17 protein-coding genes are annotated in these 18285 nt (G+C 63.6%); 3 read left to right on the forward strand and 14 right to left on the reverse strand.

Features of this window, described 5'->3' with window-relative positions; genetic code table 11:
- Positions 1-27: 27 nt before the first annotated feature.
- The 4 genes from ACP16H_RS16970 to ACP16H_RS16985 form a co-directional block, all read right to left on the reverse strand.
- Positions 28-219 carry a hypothetical protein gene (locus tag ACP16H_RS16970; RefSeq protein WP_425073439.1) on the reverse strand — a complete coding sequence of 64 codons (192 nt, stop codon included), beginning with the start codon at positions 217-219 and terminating at the stop codon, positions 28-30.
- A gap of 102 nt (positions 220-321) precedes the next feature.
- Positions 322-996 (reverse strand): DUF1045 domain-containing protein, encoded by a 675-nt coding sequence (locus ACP16H_RS16975; protein ID WP_425073440.1) that lies wholly within the window; start codon positions 994-996, stop codon positions 322-324.
- A gap of 30 nt (positions 997-1026) precedes the next feature.
- Entirely contained in the window at positions 1027-2022 is a 996-nt protein-coding gene (locus ACP16H_RS16980; RefSeq protein WP_425073441.1) for an NAD(P)H-dependent flavin oxidoreductase, read from the reverse strand.
- 374 nt (positions 2023-2396) lie between these two features.
- Positions 2397-2846, reverse strand: coding sequence for a MarR family winged helix-turn-helix transcriptional regulator (locus tag ACP16H_RS16985; protein ID WP_425073442.1), 450 nt, complete (start codon positions 2844-2846; stop codon positions 2397-2399).
- Positions 2847-3026: 180 nt separating this feature from the next.
- Here ACP16H_RS16985 and ACP16H_RS16990 point away from each other — a divergent pair, with 180 nt between their 5' ends.
- Positions 3027-3833 (forward strand): enoyl-CoA hydratase/isomerase family protein, encoded by an 807-nt coding sequence (locus ACP16H_RS16990; protein WP_425073443.1) that lies wholly within the window; start codon positions 3027-3029, stop codon positions 3831-3833.
- Positions 3834-5207, forward strand: a complete 1374-nt coding sequence (locus ACP16H_RS16995; protein ID WP_425073444.1) for a hypothetical protein — start codon at positions 3834-3836, stop codon at positions 5205-5207. It begins immediately after the preceding gene.
- A gap of 199 nt (positions 5208-5406) precedes the next feature.
- On the opposite strand, the gene repC is transcribed toward ACP16H_RS16995, so the two are convergent.
- From repC to ACP16H_RS17045, 10 genes are all read right to left on the reverse strand, one after another.
- Complete coding sequence (repC, locus tag ACP16H_RS17000; RefSeq protein ID WP_425073445.1) at positions 5407-6579, reverse strand: plasmid replication protein RepC; 1173 nt, start codon at positions 6577-6579, stop codon at positions 5407-5409.
- 181 nt (positions 6580-6760) lie between these two features.
- Complete coding sequence (gene repB, locus ACP16H_RS17005) at positions 6761-7714, reverse strand: plasmid partitioning protein RepB (protein ID WP_425073446.1); 954 nt, start codon at positions 7712-7714, stop codon at positions 6761-6763.
- Positions 7714-8892 carry a plasmid partitioning protein RepA gene (gene repA / locus ACP16H_RS17010; RefSeq protein WP_425073447.1) on the reverse strand — a complete coding sequence of 393 codons (1179 nt, stop codon included), beginning with the start codon at positions 8890-8892 and terminating at the stop codon, positions 7714-7716. Before repA ends, repB begins: the two co-directional genes overlap by 1 nt.
- A gap of 328 nt (positions 8893-9220) precedes the next feature.
- Positions 9221-9991: an SDR family NAD(P)-dependent oxidoreductase gene (locus ACP16H_RS17015; RefSeq protein WP_425073448.1), complete on the reverse strand. Its 771-nt coding sequence runs from the start codon at positions 9989-9991 to the stop codon at positions 9221-9223.
- On the reverse strand, positions 9978-10715 hold the full coding sequence (locus tag ACP16H_RS17020; RefSeq protein ID WP_425073449.1) for an ABC transporter ATP-binding protein: 738 nt from the start codon (positions 10713-10715) through the stop codon (positions 9978-9980). Before ACP16H_RS17020 ends, ACP16H_RS17015 begins: the two co-directional genes overlap by 14 nt.
- Positions 10716-11420, reverse strand: coding sequence for an ABC transporter ATP-binding protein (locus tag ACP16H_RS17025; RefSeq protein WP_425073450.1), 705 nt, complete (start codon positions 11418-11420; stop codon positions 10716-10718).
- Complete coding sequence (locus ACP16H_RS17030; protein ID WP_425073451.1) at positions 11404-12423, reverse strand: branched-chain amino acid ABC transporter permease; 1020 nt, start codon at positions 12421-12423, stop codon at positions 11404-11406. The genes ACP16H_RS17025 and ACP16H_RS17030 overlap by 17 nt, the downstream gene beginning before the upstream one ends.
- Positions 12420-13406: a branched-chain amino acid ABC transporter permease gene (locus ACP16H_RS17035; protein ID WP_425073452.1), complete on the reverse strand. Its 987-nt coding sequence runs from the start codon at positions 13404-13406 to the stop codon at positions 12420-12422. Before ACP16H_RS17035 ends, ACP16H_RS17030 begins: the two co-directional genes overlap by 4 nt.
- A gap of 69 nt (positions 13407-13475) precedes the next feature.
- On the reverse strand, positions 13476-14723 hold the full coding sequence (locus ACP16H_RS17040) for an ABC transporter substrate-binding protein (RefSeq protein ID WP_425073453.1): 1248 nt from the start codon (positions 14721-14723) through the stop codon (positions 13476-13478).
- Positions 14724-14941: 218 nt separating this feature from the next.
- A complete protein-coding gene (locus tag ACP16H_RS17045) occupies positions 14942-16534 on the reverse strand; it encodes a GMC family oxidoreductase (protein WP_425073454.1) in 1593 nt (530 codons plus the stop codon).
- A gap of 197 nt (positions 16535-16731) precedes the next feature.
- Between ACP16H_RS17045 and ACP16H_RS17050 the strand changes: the two genes are divergently transcribed.
- Complete coding sequence (locus tag ACP16H_RS17050) at positions 16732-18153, forward strand: AfsR/SARP family transcriptional regulator (RefSeq protein WP_425073455.1); 1422 nt, start codon at positions 16732-16734, stop codon at positions 18151-18153.
- Positions 18154-18285: the final 132 nt, after the last annotated feature.

The following is an 18285-nucleotide window of genomic DNA, read 5'->3' on the forward strand; positions in this document are numbered from 1 at the left end:
AGTCCCTGCACTGCGGACCCTGTGCTCTCAGCCACGCGCTACCCGGTCGAACACGCCACACTGGCGGTCGGTGTCGATCAGCCAGCCCTCCGGCCCGCATATATCATCGGGCAGCAACGCGCCAGACAGGCGCACGCCCCAGCAGACCAGCCGCTCAACGAGCAGCAGCAGCGTCATAAAAGCGGCCAACCCGGCCAGTGCGTAAAGAAGTCCCAGCATGGCGTCCCCCCGGACGTTGCGAAACCCGCCGATGCTCCGGCGCGGCAGTTCCTCCGCTTTATCAAACAGATTCGTACAACAATTCCGTGACAAAGCTGGCCCTCAGCCGGTCAGGGCAAACCGCTCCAGCAGTTCGAACCGCCCGTCCGCACGTTCCCCGCACAGGCAAATGTCCTCGACCAAGAAGGGCGTGGGAAGGTCCGGCAGATGCGCACGGATCGCCGCCTCAATCGCGCCGGCCCGAGCCCTGGCAGCGCTGCCGGTCAACGTCAGGTGAAAACGGAACTGGTCCAGCACGTAAGGATAGCCCCAGCGTTGCAGATGGGCCTCCTGCGCGGCGTTCAACACGCCCTTACGTCTCTTTGCCATCTCGGCCTCGGTAGGAAGGGCGCGGAATCCGTCCAACGCGGTTACGCAGGTCGCGGCGACCCGCGCAATATCGTCCCCCTCCCCGGTGGGCGTCAACGCAAACCACCGCCCCAACTGCGTCAGGGTCAGCCCCTCGCTTCTGGCCCCCGCCGTGCAGGCCGCTAGTGACGCCACCGCCTCTCGCAACCCCTCGACAGAACAACCGGCCGCAAGCCGGAACGGCGCTTTCAGTGTGCCGTGAAAGCCGTATTTTTGCGGACCACGCGTTAAGTCCGCCATCCCTTCGATTTCGGGCTGGACGCACTCGCGGGCCGCTTGCGCATCCCAACCCAGCCATTGGGCGCCGAAGGTTGCCAGCGCACTGGGGCGCGGCATGTAGTAGACGGCATAGCGGGAGTGCTGTGACATGACCTCTCCGATTTCTTCAATCGTCCTTCTTCACGCGCCCCAATTCACCCCTGCCACCTGCGCATCGAGACGTTGCTTGGCAGCGCGGAACTCCGCTTCCAGCTGCGCGACACGTCGTTCCACGCTGGTGATCTCGCGCACCGCGCCGATGCCCTGCCCTGCTCCCCAGATCTCGGACCATTTCTTCGGGCGGTGCTTCTCGCGGTCCTCCGAAAAGCTCATCCTCGACGGATCGGAAACGTCGAGGTTCATTGGATCGAGGCCAGCCGCGACGATGGACGGCTTCAGATAGTTGCCATGCACACCGGTGAAGGCGTTGGAATACAGGATGTCCTCTGCGCTGCATTCCGTCACCATTTGCTTGTATCGGGCGACAGCATTGGCCTCCTCGGTGGCGATGAAGGCCGATCCGGCATAGCCGCCATCGGCGCCCATGGCGAGAGCGGCAAGCAGCGAGTCCCCCTCCGAGATGGCACCGGACAGCAACAGCGGCCCGTCGAACCAATTGCGGATCTCGCGGATCAGGGCCAGCGGTGACTGGGCGCCCGCGTGGCCACCAGCCCCGGCGGCCACGGCGATCAGGCCGTCGGCACCCTTTTCGATGGCCTTCTTGGCAAAGGTATTGTGGATCACGTCGTGGAACACCACACCACCGCAGGAATGCGCGGCCTCGTTCACGTCCGGTCGGGCGCCGAGCGACGTGATCCAGATCGGCACCTTGTGTTGCATGCAGATCTCGATGTGCTTTTCCAGCTGTTGGTTCGACTTGTGCACAATATGGTTCACGGCATAGGGCGCGGCAGGCTGGTCGGGGTTCGCCTGATTGTGGCGATCCAGTTCATCGCCGATCCGCGTCAGCCACATATCCAACGACTGGCCGTCCTTCTCGCGCGCATTGAGCGCAGGAAACGACCCAACGATGCCGGCCTTGCACTGGGCAATCACCAGTTCGGGTGTCGAGACAATGAACATGGGGCTGCCGACCAGCGGCAGACGCATGCGCTTCATGACATCGGGGAGACCCATTGTGGTCCTTTCCTTGCGTATAGCGCCGTCAAACCGTCACGCCCTTGGTAGAAATGTCATCATGAGCCGCGCAGCGACGCAAGAGAGCGGCTCAATCATGGGCCTTTCGCAAGCATCGCAATCCCCGAACCGGTGGTGTGCAAGAACCCAAGTTTGCGCACGCCAATGTGCAAAGACCAATTTCCGGTAGCGCACACGTGCAGAGTCCGGCGCAAGGCGGGCCAGGGCATTGGGGTACATCATGTCCAGCACGATGGATCGGCGCCCCTTCTCAAAGAAAATCTGTCGGTGCAGACAGCTTCCCGAAGTTAGCGGCCGAGCCATAATGCTTCCTTTTTTGCGGCGGGAAATGTCGTCTCGTCTGTAGACTGGCCCTACGTGATGCTACGTTTAAGGTTCGCGCGCATCTGGTTCAGCACCTTCAGTGCGACTTCCAGTTCTGCCGGATCGACGCCCGCGTTGGCAATCGTATCAACCCGGCTCTGAGTGCTGGCGATGGTTTTGAACAGGGCGCAGGCCTTTTCCGTGGGGAAAAGGCGTTTGCTGCGACGGTCGTCAGGGTCTGCCTGACGAGTGACGAAACCTCGCGCCTCCAGGCGGTCGATCAACTTCGATGTGGTCACGGTAGCAATGTCCAAGCGCTCCGCGAGATCGGCCTGCCTCAATCCGTTCTCGGCGATGAGATGCATGATGGCCAATCCTTGCGACATGGTGATGTCATGCGGGCGCAAAAGGCTGTCAAATACGATGCCGCGAAACCGGGCGATATCCTGAAAGATGGGACCACTTCGGTCGGCGGCGTCCTGCGATCCGTTCTTGACCATCTCTCCCCCCTCACTGTTTACCGCAGCAGCAATCAAGTTTCCGCCTCCGGCGGCAATCCTAGGCGTCAGATTTTATTTATCTTGCTTACTATAAGCAAGATAAATACATCTTCTGTAATTTTGAAATTCAACACGCGCGGCCCCCAAGGCGAAAGGCGCGGCGAGATGGGGAGAACCGCCTTGACCGAGAGAACCGAGGCTCTGCGCCTGACCCGAGACGGCGGCATAGCCCTTATCGAGATGACCAGGCCGCAACAGCGCAACCCGCTGAATGCCGAGCTGAAGCTCGCCTTGGACGAAACCCTGCGCGGTCTCGAGGGTGACCGAAACTTGACGGCAGTGATCCTGACTGGATCGGGAGGCGTCTTCAGCGGTGGTGGCGACCTCAAGGCAATGGCGCGTGAACATGCCACTGGCGAATATGACGGCGCCGAGGATTACCTCGACCGGATGCGGCATACCCACGGCTGGCTACGCGTGCTACGCAACCTGCCGGTGCCGGTCATCGCGGCAGTGGATGGCCCCGCAGCAGGGGCTGGTCTGGCCATGGCGCTGGCTTGCGACCTCGTCCTGATCACCGAGCGGGCCAAGTTTTCCTGCGCCTTCTGCAAGGTGGGACTAGTTCCGGATGTGGGCTTGTTCCACGCCCTGCCCCGCGCGGTCGGACTGCAACGGGCCCGCGAATTGATGTACACTGGACGTACTGTCGAGGCCGAAGAAGCCTTGCGCATAGGTCTCGCACTGGAGATCGTGCCTCATGAACAGCTATTGACGCGCGCACAGGATATGGCGCGTCAGATGGAACAGGGCTCTCGCTCTGCATTTTCCCTTACAAAGGACATCCTGAGCCGGTCCTTGGACACCGATGCGGAAACGCTTCTCTCGCTGGAAATGCAGGCTCAGGCAATTCTTCTGGCCAGCCGCTACAACCAGGACGCTGTCACCCGGTTCGCCAATAAGGAACCTTTGCGCTTCAACTTTATCTGAGTGCTGTCCGCCAGTTTCCTCCTGTTGGCCTGTGTTGGCGCGGTCGGCGAAATCTTCGCCGATGCGGTCCCCCTTCGCATCATGGAAGCCATCGGGCTGGTGGGCTTTATCGTCCTCGAAGCGCGTGGCATGTCCAAGGTTGCACTGATCTTGGCGACGCTTTGTATCGCACTGCCAATGTGGGAATTGTCTCAGGGCAATTTCGATCTTGCGCTGGCGGGGCGAGCGGTAGACCGGGCCGCCTTCTTCGCCTTCTTCCTCACCTCTCTGGCGTTCCTGCAATTCGCAGCTGCTCGGTCGCCCTTGATTATGCGTTCGGGTGCAATCCTCGTTTATCAGCCCCCTGGGCGTCGTTACCTGGTGCTGACATTCGGGGCGTCGTTCTTCGGCATACTCTTGAACTTTTCGACGCTTGGCCTGCTTGGAACGATGATCGCCAAAGGCACTGAAGGTGGTGCTGATGCCGAGGCGCGGCGCATTGCAGGAATACGGCGGCGCCGCATGACGCTGGCAATGCTGCGAGGGTTCTCATCGCTGCCCATGTGGTCGCCGATCACCGTGACCATGGCGCTCATCACCGCGGCTATTCCAGCCGTGAACTATCTGCAAATCGCCATACATTCAGCACCGCTGGCCGCCATGATCCTTCTACTGGGCTGGGGGATCGACCGATTCAGCTTTCCCCGTCGCGCGCTGCCAGGCTTGCCGGAAACGCCGTCGTTACTGGGCCTGCTGCCACTTCTGGGCATCGTTGCGTTGGTGCCCTCTCTGGCGTTTTTGGTGTCCCGTTTGGTCGGAGTCAGCCTGATACAGTCACTTTTGCTGATCATACCCTGGATCTCACTGGGCTGGCTCGTCATCCAGAAGCCCGATCATGGCGTCGCCTTCGCCTTTCGCAAAAGCCTTATGGAGCTTTCAGGCGAGATGCTGCCGAACCTTCCGTCAATGCGATCAGAGATTGGTTTGTTCGCGTGCTCCGCCTTTCTTGGCGTATTGGTCCTGCCGCTCATCGACACCGACGCTTTGGGGCAAATCGTTACATTGGCAGGGTTGTCGGGCGGGATGGTCCTGGTACTCGCCATGTGGCTGGCCTTTGCCCTGTCCATCGTTGGGGTCAGTCCGATCATCTCGGTTACGATCCTTGCAGGCACCCTGCCCCAGTTGTCCGGACTGGCGATCAACCCGGTCTCTGTTGCCGTTGCCATGGTGGCCACATGGTCCATTGTGGTCAATGTAACGCCCTTCTCCGCCTCTGTTCGACTTTCAGCGCGGATGATCGACGAGGACCCAGCAAAAGTGGGTCTGCGGTGGAACATGCCCTATGGTCTGGCAGCCTTGGCTGTGGTGTCGGTTTTCCTGCTCTGGACGACTTGATCTTGAGTGAAGTGGACGCAGCGCCGTTCGACGGGTTCCGGTGGTGAGCATATTCACCTATTGGCTTCATGGCTCTGCAGACTGGTAAGCGCTGCCGTCGTCTGCACGGTTTTTTCTTTCTCAGATGAGTTTAACAGCTGTTAAGTCTGATTTCTGCCCGCATTGAGTGCCTACCGACAAGCGCTGCCGTTCAAAGATCTTATGACCTCAACAGCGCGGCGATCATGGGGCCGCTGGTGAACTGCCCAAGCACAGCCTTGCGTACCAAGACGCGAAGGTAAGCGCCTGGCGAGCGGATCACATCAAACCTTTCAAGCATGGCGGCCAAAACGATAGCCGCTTGTTCCCGACCCAATGCGCGTTGGGCATTGGCCCAAACCTCCGAAGACAAACCAAGTGCCGGTGCCAGGTGTGAGGCTACATCTACCAGATCCCGATAGCACCTTATCTCGTCATTGCTGAATGACTTGATTTGGGGGCAGGCGGCCAAAATCACATGTAACGGGTAAACAAGCGCTTCCGGTTTCTCCGGGACACTGTCTCCATTGAATTTCTCTCTGGTGATTGAAGGCGCCGCTACTGCTTCTTCAGAGCAATTTAGGTCTTTGTCTGAATTCTGAAGGTGCTGCTCATTTCGGGACTCACTGGTGCTCATATCAGCCATCTCCAACAACAAGCGCCGCGCCAGTTCCATGGCGGAGACGACTTGCTCACGGATTGCGTTAAGAGCTGCCAGATCGTTGCGGCGCTTCAACGCACGCGCGGTCAACATCAGGACGTCTGAGACTTCCCCCCAATCCGTCACATCCTCCTCAATGTTTTCAGCGCAGGTCAGCGCGGCCAACAGATCGCGTCGCATCAACGAAATCGCTTCTCGTAGATCCCGTGCCTCTGCCTCCTCACGGCGCACAGCCTGAGCGGCGTCGGTGATTTCGCTCCATCTCGCCAACAAAGGCGACAGGTCGAATCCGAAAGCCACGGTCTCCCCGACAGTGGGTCGGGCGTAGCGCTTTCCGTTCGGGCTGTCCTGTCGCCGTAGGAAACCGCTTCGGATCAATGCCGCCAGATGCCGCCGCATAGTGGAGCACGCCATCCCGTGCAGCCGCTCGCATATGGCCTTGTTGGACGGAAAAACGATCAACGCCTTGCCGGGGATCAGGTCGTCCTCGGGGTGAAAGCTCAGAAGCGCCTGCAACACGGACAAGGCGCGTTCGCCGAGGTCAAAGACTTGCCGAGACTTGCTCAGTTCCCGCAGGATAAGCCACTTGCTGACAGGCACCAGCGGGGCAGGGGAGGGAACCTCCTGCGACAGCGCGCAAAAATCCGACAGGCGCATGGCGCCCGCAAAGGTCGAAACAGGTCTGTAATGCATGATACCGGTCACGCAGGCGCAAATGAACAGGCCCCACAAGCAGATTAAGCTTGTGAGGAAAGCAGGTGCTCGCTATAACCGGAGGTGCAAAAACAGGTTGGCGAGCGTCAGCTTTCTAACAGAAGGGTCTCGGAGGGTAACTTCCGGGACCTTTTCTTTTGGCCGTGGTCTTTCGTGCCCTTCAGTGCTCCCTTTCTGTCGTGGTTTCTTCCAAAGAGCGCGTCCAGCGCCCGTGCAGTTCACTCAGCAGGGCAGGGGCATTGGCCTCCAACCAACCGATGAAGTTCTTGTCTTCGGCGCGTAGGTCCAGCGTCAATCGCTTGGCGGAGGTCTTTACCTGCGCGGTGCCGACGCCTTTAATGACCTGTCGTGCGTCAGGCCTCTTTTCGCGCGGTGGGGCAGGGGAGGCAGTATCGCCGCCGCTGCGTTCCTGCGCCACGCCCAATACGGCCAGGAAAACTGTGTCCGAAGCTTCGGAGCCGGACAATCCTAGGGTATCCACTTGCGCGGCCGCATCCAACAGATCGTCCGCCTGACCATTCGCCACGGCCCGTTTCAACTCTTCCCAGCGTGGCCGCCCGATGCCGGGCGCTGCGCCGATTGCCTGGATCAGCGGCTGCCCGACCACGCGGACGACGCTCAACATCTGGGAAACGCCCGCTTCCGTAAGGTTCAGAATGTCGGCCACGCCCCTGTTGGTGCGTTCGTTACCGGCCAAATGATCGCCGTCGAGCAGGGCTGCCGCCACCAAGGCACGCTCGATGAAGGACAAATCGCGCCGTGCCTGGTTCTCTATCAACTGATCCCGCAGGGATTGGCCGTCGTCCAAGTCGGTTACGATGGCCCGGACCTTCAGACCCAGTTGTCGACATGCCTCCAGACGCCGCCGCCCATAAATCAGGGCATATCGCTCCCCGACAGGCCGCAACAGGATCGGCACCCGCTGGCCGTTCTTCTCGATCGACTGTTTCAGATCCTCGACTTCGAGTGCAAGCCGGTCCTCCAGCCGCCCATCAGTGTCTATCTCCGAAGGGTCGACCTCTGCAATGCCACCGCGCAAGCGCCTGTTTTCGCGTACATCCGGCGCGTTGTACAAAGTGCTCAGGGCCGGGTTCAGTTTCGCCTTGCGTGCCATCAACGCCCCCAAGTGGTCTGGATCAGTTGGGATATTTCGTCGTTGACCGCGTTCATCGCCTCGACAGCGCGGTCATATGTGGTGCGGGTGAAATCCTTGCGGTCCACTTCATAAAGGGTCTGCTTCGTCAGACCGGCATCTGCAATGGCAGTAGATTCCACCATTTGATTGGTCAGCACCGACCGCCCGAACAGGGAGCGGATAAAGGTAATCATCTCCGTTTGGGGCGCATCACCGACCTTGTAACGTGTAGGCAGAAACTTCAGCCACTCATAGCGCAGGTTGGCGCCCGCATCGCGGATTACCCCCAGCAGGTCCGAGGTCATGCGCAGGAACTGCGACATGGACATGAGATCCAGCATTTGCGGATGAACCGTCACCAGCACCCCGGTCGAGGCCGACAGCGCCGACATTGTCAGGAATCCCAGCTGCGGCGGGCAGTCGATCACCACGACGTCGTAGTCGCCGTCAACCTCATCCAGCGCATCGCGCACCCGGCTGAAGAACGACCGCGCGCCGCCGTTCTGGATGGCTGCCGGGGTCTCGTGCTCGAATTCCATCAATTCGAGGTTTCCCGGGATCAGGTCCAGCCCCCGAATATAGGTTTTTCGGATGACATCTTTGATCGACGCCGGCTCGTCATAGCGCACCACGTCATACAGCGTGCCGCCTTCCATCAGGTCAATCTCGGGCTGGATGCCGTGCAAGGCCGACATCGACGCCTGCGGGTCGAGGTCGATGGCCAGCACCCGGTAACCCTTGAGCGCCAGCCTCTGCGCCAGATGAGCCGACGTTGTCGTCTTGCCCGAGCCACCTTTGAAGTTCACCACGGAGACGACCTGAAGAGCGTCGCCATCGCGCCGCCCTGGCACATAGCTCGTACCCCGATTTGTGCGCGATTGCAGGGCCTCGCGGATTTCCCAGATGTCGTCCAGCGTATAGCGTCTGTGGTTTCCCGCCGTGGTGTCGACCTCGGGGATCTTGCCTTCGCGGTGCAGTTTCCGAAGATAGGTGTCGTCGATGCCGAGCAGGTCCGCCGCTTCGCCCGATGACAAGCTGCGCATCACTTTCTGGGCATTGGGCGGAAAATGTGCTGCTCTTTGCGCGTGCAGGTTGGCCGCGAGCAGTTCCGCAAAATGCCCGATCGCAAGATCAAGGTCCTGTTCCATATGTACCATGTGCCCGCCGTCACTGCCGCTTTATACGTGGTCGCGGTTTTTATGATCTACCGCGCTATTTTTCGAGACTATTGCCCGCCCTCCCGGATTCGTGCAAGTGTTTTCCACAGGCCAATTCAAGGTTTGTTCATCACACTTCCGTCTCGAAATCAGCTGAAAGGCGAGGGTCCAAGGCCGGATCACCCGATCAAACCACCCCCGCGTCCCGATCCAGGCACTTCAACCAACGGTGGAGAATTACGGCATAACCCGCTGAATTTAAATGCCTTACGTTTGAGAAATGGACCCAACCTCCACTGTTTTCAGAATACTTGTACTGCCGACGCGTCTAGCGAGCGGTATAACCGCCATCAACGTCGACGACGCTGCCGGTCATGAACAGCGCCGCGTCGCTGAGAAGGAAAAGCACGGCCTCCGCCACTTCATGAGCCAAGCCAAGGCGATTCACAGGGTGTCGCTGCGCAAGCGCGGCCAGCTGCTCGGGCGTGCGTTCCGACAACAAGGGCGTCTCGACATAGCCCGGTGCTACGGCGTTTACGCGGATGCGTTGTTCGGCGTAGTCCAGTGCAGCCGCTTTGGTCAGTCCGATGACACCGTGTTTCGCCGCGACATAGCCCGCGCGTTGCCCGGACCCCACGCGGCCGAAAATCGACGACACATTCACCACGCTTCCCCCGCCGCGTTCCAGCATCGCCGGAATCTCGGCCTTCATGCAGTTGAACACCCCGGTCAGGTTCACGCCGATCTGCCTGTGCCATTCCCCGTGCGGCAGGTCGGCGAGTGCGAAATGCGGTGTGGCCACGCCCGCGTTGTTCACCGCCAGATCCAGCCCGCCGAACAGCGCGCGCGCCCGCGCGACCGTTGCCGCCACGGCGTCGAAATCCGTCACATCCAGCACACAGGCCTCGGCCCGGCATCCGGCGTTGGCAATCGCCGCTGCCACATTGCCCGCCGCCTGTCCGTCGATGTCGGTGACCATGACACGGGCCCCCCGGGCGCCCAGCAGGCGCGCTGTCTCGGCCCCGATGCCAGAGCCCGCGCCGGTCACCAGTGCGACCTTCCCGTCAAAGGGCAGGGGCATCGCCTCACGCTCCGACATGTGCGCGGTCCTGAGCGGCGTCGATACCGAAATAGGCCTCGTCCAGAAGGATGCGGTTGCGCAGCAGCGTCTCCGCGCGGCCCGAATACCGCATCCGCCCGCCGCGCAGCACGACCGCGTCGTCGGCCACCCCCAGCGCCATGTCGGTGAACTGCTCGATCAGCAGGATGCCGGTGCCACGCGCCTTCAGCGCCTCGACAAAGCGCATCAGCCGTTTGACCACCAGCGGCGCGAGGCCCAGCGACATCTCGTCGATCAACACAAAGCGCGGTCGGCTCATCAATGCGTGGGCCAGCGCGACCATCTGCTGTTGCCCACCGGACATGGTGCCCGCCAGTTGCCCTTTGCGCTCGGCCAGTTCTGGGAACAGTGCGTAGGTATCGGCGAGGGTGTCCTCCAGCCGGTCGCGCAGCAGCGACCCGGCGGCGCGCAGGTTGTCGTCCACGCTGAGGCGGGTCAGCACGCGATGGCCCTCCGGCACCGCCGCGACGCCCGCCGCGCGGATCACGTTCGGCGCCAGCCCGGTCAGCGCCTTGCCGTCCAGCGTCATCGCGCCACCGGCCACCGGCATCATGCCCGCCATCGCCAGCACCAGTTCCGACTTGCCCGCGCCATTCGCGCCCAGCACCGCCGTCACCGTGCCGGGGTGCAGCGTCAGCGACACGTCGGACACCACCGCGCGCGAGCCGTCGCGCACCGTCAATCCCTTGAGTTCCAAAGCCATTCAGACCTCCTCCGTGCCAAGGTAGGCGGCCTTGACCTTTGGGTCGGACAGCACCGCGTCGGTCGGGCCAAAGGCGATGCGCCGCCCGAAATCCAGCACCAGCGTGTCTGTGCAGACGCGCCGGATCAGCTCGACGTCATGGTCGATCACCAGCACCTGCGCGCCGGTCTCGGCGTGGATGGCCAGCAGCAGGTCGCCAAGCAGGGCAGTTTCCTCCATCGGCAGGCCGCCGCCGGGCTCGTCGAACATGATGAGCTTTGGCTGCCCGACAAGGCACTTAGCAATATCCGCCAGCCGCCGTTCAAAGGTGTTCAGCCGCGCGGCAGACTCGTCGGCGCGCCCGGCCAGCCCGACGAGGTCGAGCATCCGCAACGCCTCGGGCCGGCCCTGGCCCCGGGCGTGATCCAGCTGCACCAGAACGTTGTCACAGACGGTCAGGTCCTCGGCGATCTCTTCCTTCTGGAACGACCGGCGCAGGCCCCAGCGGGCGCGGCGGTGCGGCGCGAGGCGCAGCAGGTCCTGCCCCTCCATCGCGACGCGCCCCGCCACAGGCCGCACAAACCCCGAGATCACGTTCATAAGTGTCGTCTTGCCCGCGCCGTTCGGCCCGATGATGCCGCTCACCGGGGCAGTGAACTGCGCCGACACGGAGTCCAGCGCGACCACGCCGCCAAAGCGGACCGTCACGTCAGATACGTCGAACATCGCCCACCTCCTGTTCCGCAGTCGCAGCGGGTTTGCGGCGCAGGCTGCCGAACAACCCCATCACCTGCCCGGCGATCCCGTCCGGCGCGGTGATGACCGCATGCAGCAGCCCCGCGCCGAAGATGACAAAGGACAGGTCGGCATCGACGCCCCAGTTGTTCAGCAAGGCAGGGAGGATACGGTAGAGCGCGGCTCCGATCACGGCGCCCAGCCAGTACCGCGACCCGCCCACCACGGCGAGCGCAAAGAGCATAACGCTTTCGCCCGCCCGGAACGTGCCATCGTCCAGCAGCCCAAGGCTGCCGGCCAGAAGCGCCCCGGCGGCCCCCGCCAGCAGGCCCGAGATCCCGAAGGCCCATGTCTTGTAGAGGGTCACGTTCACGCCCGCCGCCATGGCCGCCGCCTCGGACCGGCGGATCAGCGCCCAGGCACGGCCGGGTGCCAAGCGGCGATGCGCCTCGATCAGCAGGAAGCCCAGCACGGCGCAAAGGATGACGTAGCGCAGGTAGGCCTCCTGGCTGACGGCCAGCACCGGGCGCGGCATGGGTGTGGTCGACCCGATCGCCACGCCCCAGAAACCTTCTCCGCCGTTGGGGAACTGGTAGGTGGCAAAGACGATCTCGATCCCCGCCGCGGCCATCAGCGTCACCAAGGCGAGGTACAGCCCGCGCATCCGCAGCGCGGGCAGGGTCAGCAGCCAGCCGAACGCCATGGTCACCAGCGCCGCAAGGATCAGGTTCACCTCGAAGGGCAACCCGAACGCGTAATGCAGCCGCAGCATCACCCAGCCGCCCACGCCCATCAGGCCGACCTGCGTCAGGCTCACCATGCCAAGGCGCGCGTACATGAAGGACACCCCCGCCAGCGCCAGCACGAAGCACCCCGTCGAGATGAAGACCGACAGCCACAGTTGCCCCGCCAGCATCGGCAGAAAGACAAAGGCCAGCGCCGCCAACCCCAGCCCCGCAGCGCCCGAGGGCGTCACCCGGAACAGCCCCGTCATTCCCGGCCTCCAAACGTCAGTTGCGTGCCGCGCTGGTTCCACAGCAGCACCAGCACCGCGATGACAAAGGGTGCGATGGGCCGCACACCCTTGAGCAGCGGCGAGAAGGTCAGCATGGACTCGATCACCCCGATGGCCAGCCCGCCCAGCAACACGAGGCCGCGGCTCTCCAGCCTGCCACAGATCGCGGCGGCGGCGGAGGGGATGACCATGAAGGTGATGACAGAGGCGTCGAGCCGGATCAGGTCCGCGAACATCAGCCCGGTAAAGCCCGCGATGACACCGGCGATGCCCCAAGCGATAGTCTCGACCCGCAGGATCGGAATGCCGATCAGGGCGGACAGCTCGCGGTCATTGGCAAGGCTGCGCATCTGCAAGCCGACCGTGGTCCGCGCGAGGTACAGCCAGATGCCCACCACCAGCCCGACCGAGGTCAGCAGCACCAGCGCCCGCGTCGCGGTAACCTTCATGCCCAGCACCTCGAACCGCATGGCGTCCGTGGGTAGCGACAGCGTGCGCGGCGTGTCGATCCAGGCCCAGGCCACCAGCCCCAGCACGATCAGCGCGTAACCCAGCGTGGCCACGGCCTTGACCACGGGATCGCGCCAGGCCAGCCCCGGAGCGATAAAGCGCCCGTAGAACAGGGTGATCGCGGTGGCGAGGGCGATGCAGACCAGCCAGGTCAGCGGCGGCCAGACGCCCCATTCGCCCAGTTGCCAGGCCGTCATGGCCCCCGCTGCGCCAGCCGCCCCCGCCGACAGGTTCAGCACCCCCGTCGCACGGTAAAGCACCACCATGCCGATGCCCCCCAAGGCGTAAAGCGAGCCGACCGCCAAGCCGGCCACAAGGAACCGCCCCACCATGGAAAACTTCATGCCCCAGCCCAGCCAGACCACGAGGCCCACCACCAGCGCGGCGACCATCAGCCCGTTCAACAGCTTGCCCCAGGGGATACCCGCGCGGGCGACACCTGCCTCTGCCACGATCTCAATCCTTTGTCTTGAAACGGAAAGGCGCGGCAAGGTCACCCCCGCCGGGCACAGCCTTGCGCCTCAGCGCAGGCCCATTTCCGCTTCCAGCGCCTTGTGCTTGTCGAAATACGGCGCGTCGTATTCGAAACACTCGCGCACGATCTCGTAGCCCTCGGCCACGATCTTCAAGATGTAGCCCGCGTGGTTCGGCATGTGGAAATCCGCGTCGCCCACGTAGTACGGCCCGCACATCAGGTCGCTTTCCTTGCCCTTGATGGCACGGATCGCGTCGGCGACCTTGGCGCGGTCATCCACGTCGGCGGGGTCCATCTCCAGCAGGGTCTCGGTAAAGAACTTGGCGGACAGGTAGCCCGCTTGGCTGAAGGTGTCGCGCGGGTCTTCGTCGCGGGCGTAGCCGTCCATGACCTTGATCCAGTTCTGCGCATCCGGGCCGTTCACGCTGAAGGGCGCGAGTTCCGCCGAAACATAGACATGACCGTCCCAGTAGTCGGACAGCTGGTCGGGGATCGCCAGATCATAGAGCGGGGTCGGCGCGATCCAGTTGAAATCGTCGCGCAGGTCCTGCTCCTCGGCGGCCTTCAGGATCGCCAGCGCCAGACCGGCGGGCTGGTTGATGAGGATGGTGTCCGCACCGCTGGACATCGCCTCCAGCAGGACCGAATTCACGTCCGGCGCGGCCGGGTTCAGCAGCGCCATGGACCCGTCGCCGCCATTGGCCTTCATGTAGTCGATGGAGGCCTGGCAGGACCAGATGCCGTTGTTGGGGATGTTCAGGCCGATGCAGGCGACATTCGTCGCGCCCAGCTCCTCGCGGGCATAGATCACCGCGCCAAGGTTGGAGGGCAGGGGGCCTTGGTTGGTCGACACTATGTTCGGCGTCTCGAAGCATTCCGAGATTGCGCAGGCCGAGGCCATGACCATGATGCCCGCGTCCTCGTAGGTCTTGGCGTTCACGCCCATCTCGATGAAGGACCCGTTGCCGACCAGCGCCACCGATGCCGTGTCGTTGACCAGCTTGGCGGCGGCCTGCGCGGCGGCCTCGGGGTTCCACTGGTCGTTCTCGACGCGGTAGTCGATGGGCCGCCCGTGGATGCCGCCATTGGCGTTCACGCGGGCGAAATAGGCCGCCGCCGAATCCGTCGCCGCCGAGAAATCGCCCGGTGCGGCGTTGCCGTGGATGCCGCCCACGATGATCGGCTCGCCCGAGGCGGCCTGACCGGTGTTCGCACCACATTCCTGCGCCATGGCAGGGGCGGCCAGCGTTAGCCCGGCAAGGGCCGAGACGATGGCAAAAGTCTTGTTGGTCATGTGTATCCTCCCGGTTTTATTGGTATGTCCCGCGACCACGGCCCTGCCGGGATCACGTTTCGTCCGATGCGTCGTGGCGACGGTCCAAGGGTCGGGTCCCACCATTGGCTCCCCGGTAAAGCTGTCGGCTGACGTTCGCGCGAATTCCTCCACCAGCGCTCCTCCAAGCGCAGAATCAGCGTAGGTCGCCGTTCTTTGGTTTTTATTTGGCTTATTGCTCATGCGGTCCCTCGCGCGTCCTCTCGGATCATGTCGGCCGCCTTTTCACCGATCATGATGGCGGGGGCGTTGGTGTTGCCGCTGACGAGCGTCGGCATGATCGAGGCATCGACCACGCGCAGCCCCTGCACCCCGTGGACCCGCAGTCGCGCATCGACGACGCGGCCCATCGCGCAGGTGCCCACGGGGTGATAGACCGTGCGGGCCTGCGCGCGGATATGGGCGCGCAGGCCGTCGTCATCGGTGACCGCCGCCCCGGGCAGGATCTCGGACAGGCCATGGCGGGCCAGCGGCGGCTGGCGCAGGATCTCACGCGCCAGTTTCACCCCGCGCAGCAGGCGCTCCATATCGGTGTCCGCCGTCAGCAGGCCAAGGTCGATCTCCGGCGCGCCATCCGGGCGCCTCCGCGTCACCGATCCTCGGCTGTCGGGGCGCAGAACGCAGGTGTGCAGCGACACGCCATGCCCGTATTCAACGATCCTGCCCAGGTGGCTTTTGCGCGCCGGTATGAAGTGGAATTGCAGGTCGGGGCGCGGCTCCGACGGCTGGCTGCGGACGAATCCACCCGCCTCCACCATGTTGGACGAGAACATGCCCTTGCGCTCCACGAGGTATTTCAGCGTGTCCAGCGCACGGGCGGGCAGGGCGCTGACCGACACCCCCCACGGCGTGCGCGAGGTGCTGCGACAGATCACCATGACGTCCACGTGATCCTGAAGGTTTGCACCGACTCCGGGCAGGTCGTTATGCAGGTCGGTGAAGGCGCTGACCTGCGCCCCTGGCCCGATGCCCGAGCGCAGCAGCAGGTCGGGCGACCCGAATGCCCCGGCGCTAAGAATAACCTCGCCCCGCGCGCGCACCTCCTGCGGCTGACTGTCCTGCGTGTAGGCCACACCCACAGCCCGCTTGCCGTCCAGGATGACACGGGACACCTCGGCCCCGGTGACGACCCTCAGGTTGGCGCGCTCGCGGATCGGCGTGAGAAAGGCCGCCCCCGTGGCATGGCGCCGCCCGTCCTTCTGGGTCACCTGGTAGATGCCCACACCCTCGGGTTCGGGCGTGTTGAAGTCCGGACAGGGGCGCAACTGCATCTGTCCCGCAGCGTCGAGAAAGTCGTGATCCGCCGCGTTGGGTGATCCAAGGTCCGAGACCCACAACGGCCCATCGGTGCCATGAACCGCTGTATCGATGCCGGGGCGCTGGTTTGCCTCGGAGCGTCGAAAGTAGGGCAGCACATCGTCGTACCCCCATCCGGTGCAGCCGGCCTGCGCCCAGGCGTCGTAATCGGCGCGGTGGCCGCGAATGTAGATCATGCCGTTGATCGCCGAGGACCCGCCCAGCACGCGCCCGCGCGGGATGCTGACCACCCGCCCGTCCAGCGCCGTCTGGGGTGTCGAGGTGAGCCCCCATGTGTGGCGCGGGTCCTTGGACAGGAAGGCGACGCCAAGGGGCACATGCACCAGCGGACTGCTGTCGCGGCCCCCGGCTTCGAGCAGGCAGACGCGGGTCTTCAGTTCTTCGGTCAGGCGATGCGCCAGGACCGCACCGGACGATCCCGCGCCCACGATCACATAATCGAACTCTGCCGTCATGCCACAGCTATCCCATTCGCCCGACAGGCGTTTTTGCATTTCAGATTGCCGGATATCCCCCCGCCTCGCGTGGCGCGGTCTCAGGGGTCTGGCTCCTTCCACGGCCCTCTGCGGGGCCATGCGACTCAGGCTAGACTTGTGCGTTTGGTTTTTGTTTGGCAGGGTTCCGCGCCAACAGAGCAAGGGGACATCAGCGGATGGAGACGGTCCTGAACGGCGCGCTGTTTCATGCGCGGACCGACCCGGCGTTCACCACGCAGGCGCTGGCCGCATGGTCGCGGCCGCTGCTGATGACCGCCGATCCGGCGCTGTTGCCGGGCATCGCCGACCGCTTGCCGCATGTCGCCACGCTTCCGCTGACGCCGGAGGCCGCGACGGACCGGATCCTTGCCGAGCTTGCCCAGACCCTTTCTGCACAGCCGCAGGCCGACTGCCTGATCGTCGACATGGGCTGGGCGATGAACGCGCTTTGGGGCGGGGCGACCATCGAGCGTTGGGGCGCGATCGCCGACACGGCGGCCGAGCGGCACGGCCTGCCGGTCCTGTCGCTGTACGACCGCGAACTGCTGGTCGAGGACCAGCTGGCTGCCGTGTTCCGCGCGCACCGCGTGTTCGTCGCGCCGTCCGGTGTGCATGACAATCCGCACTGGCTGCCGCCCCGGCTGCTGGCCAAAGCGCCGCTGGACGAACAGCTGTCCTTCCTGCTGGGGCGCGTCGTGCCGGAGTTCGCGGACCAGCCTTTTCAACAGTCTCGCCGCCCCGATCTGGCGCGTGGGGCCAGCCCCGCCTGGGTTCCGTCGCAGCACCGCGCCGTCGCCGCCGAGGCCAGCGCGGACCGTTGGCACATCCACTGTCTCGGGCCGCTTAAGGTCTACGTGGCGGGCGGGCGCGAGATCGACTGGACCCTTCCCGGTGCCGCGCCACGGAAATCGCGCGCCCTCTTTGCCTATCTCCTGTCGCGGGGCGACACGGGGTGCCACGCGGACCAGCTGTGCGAATTCCTCTGGCCTGACAATCTGTCCGAGGATGTGAAGCGCGCCCGACTGCGTCACGCCGTGTCGATGCTGCGCAAGACGCTGGGGGGCGGGAATACGGTGCTGCGCGACCGAGACTCCTACCGCCTGAATGTCCCGCGCGGCAGCTGGATCGACATCCGCGCCTTCGAGCAGCTGTGCCGTCGCGGGTTGTCCCTGTTCAAGTCCGGCGATCTGGAGGCCGCGATCCGCGTCTACGAAGGGGCCGAGCGGCTCTATCGCGGCGACCTGTTCGAGGACGTGGGGCTGGACTACGTCACCTCGGAATACGACGACTGGTGCCTGCCAAAGCGCGTTTGGCTGCATGACATGGCGGTGAAGCTGCATCACGACATGGCGCGCGTCCTGCGTGAACTCGGGCGGCTGCGCCCCGCGCTGGATCACGCGCAGGCGGCGCTGCGTCTGGACCCTTCGAGCGAGAGCGCGACCATCGAGGCCATGACCATCTTCGCCGCGCAGGGCCGGTTCGAAGCCATCGAGAGGCAGGTACAGCAGTACCACAAGGCCAATAGCGAACATGGCGACTGCGATACCGAGGGCAGGGTCGAGGCCAAGGCCCGCGCGCTGCTGCGCGACCAGACATGAAACTCGGCTTACTTGAACAGCCCGCGATGATCTCGGTCCAATTTTCAGTGTTGTGGAATCCGCTGTCACTCGACCGACTTACGCAAGCAATCCAAACATGCAGTAGGCAGGAAATTGCATGACGCTTGCCGA

This window comes from Sagittula sp. S175, from assembly GCF_049800975.1.
Classification (GTDB): Bacteria; Pseudomonadota; Alphaproteobacteria; order Rhodobacterales; family Rhodobacteraceae; genus Sagittula.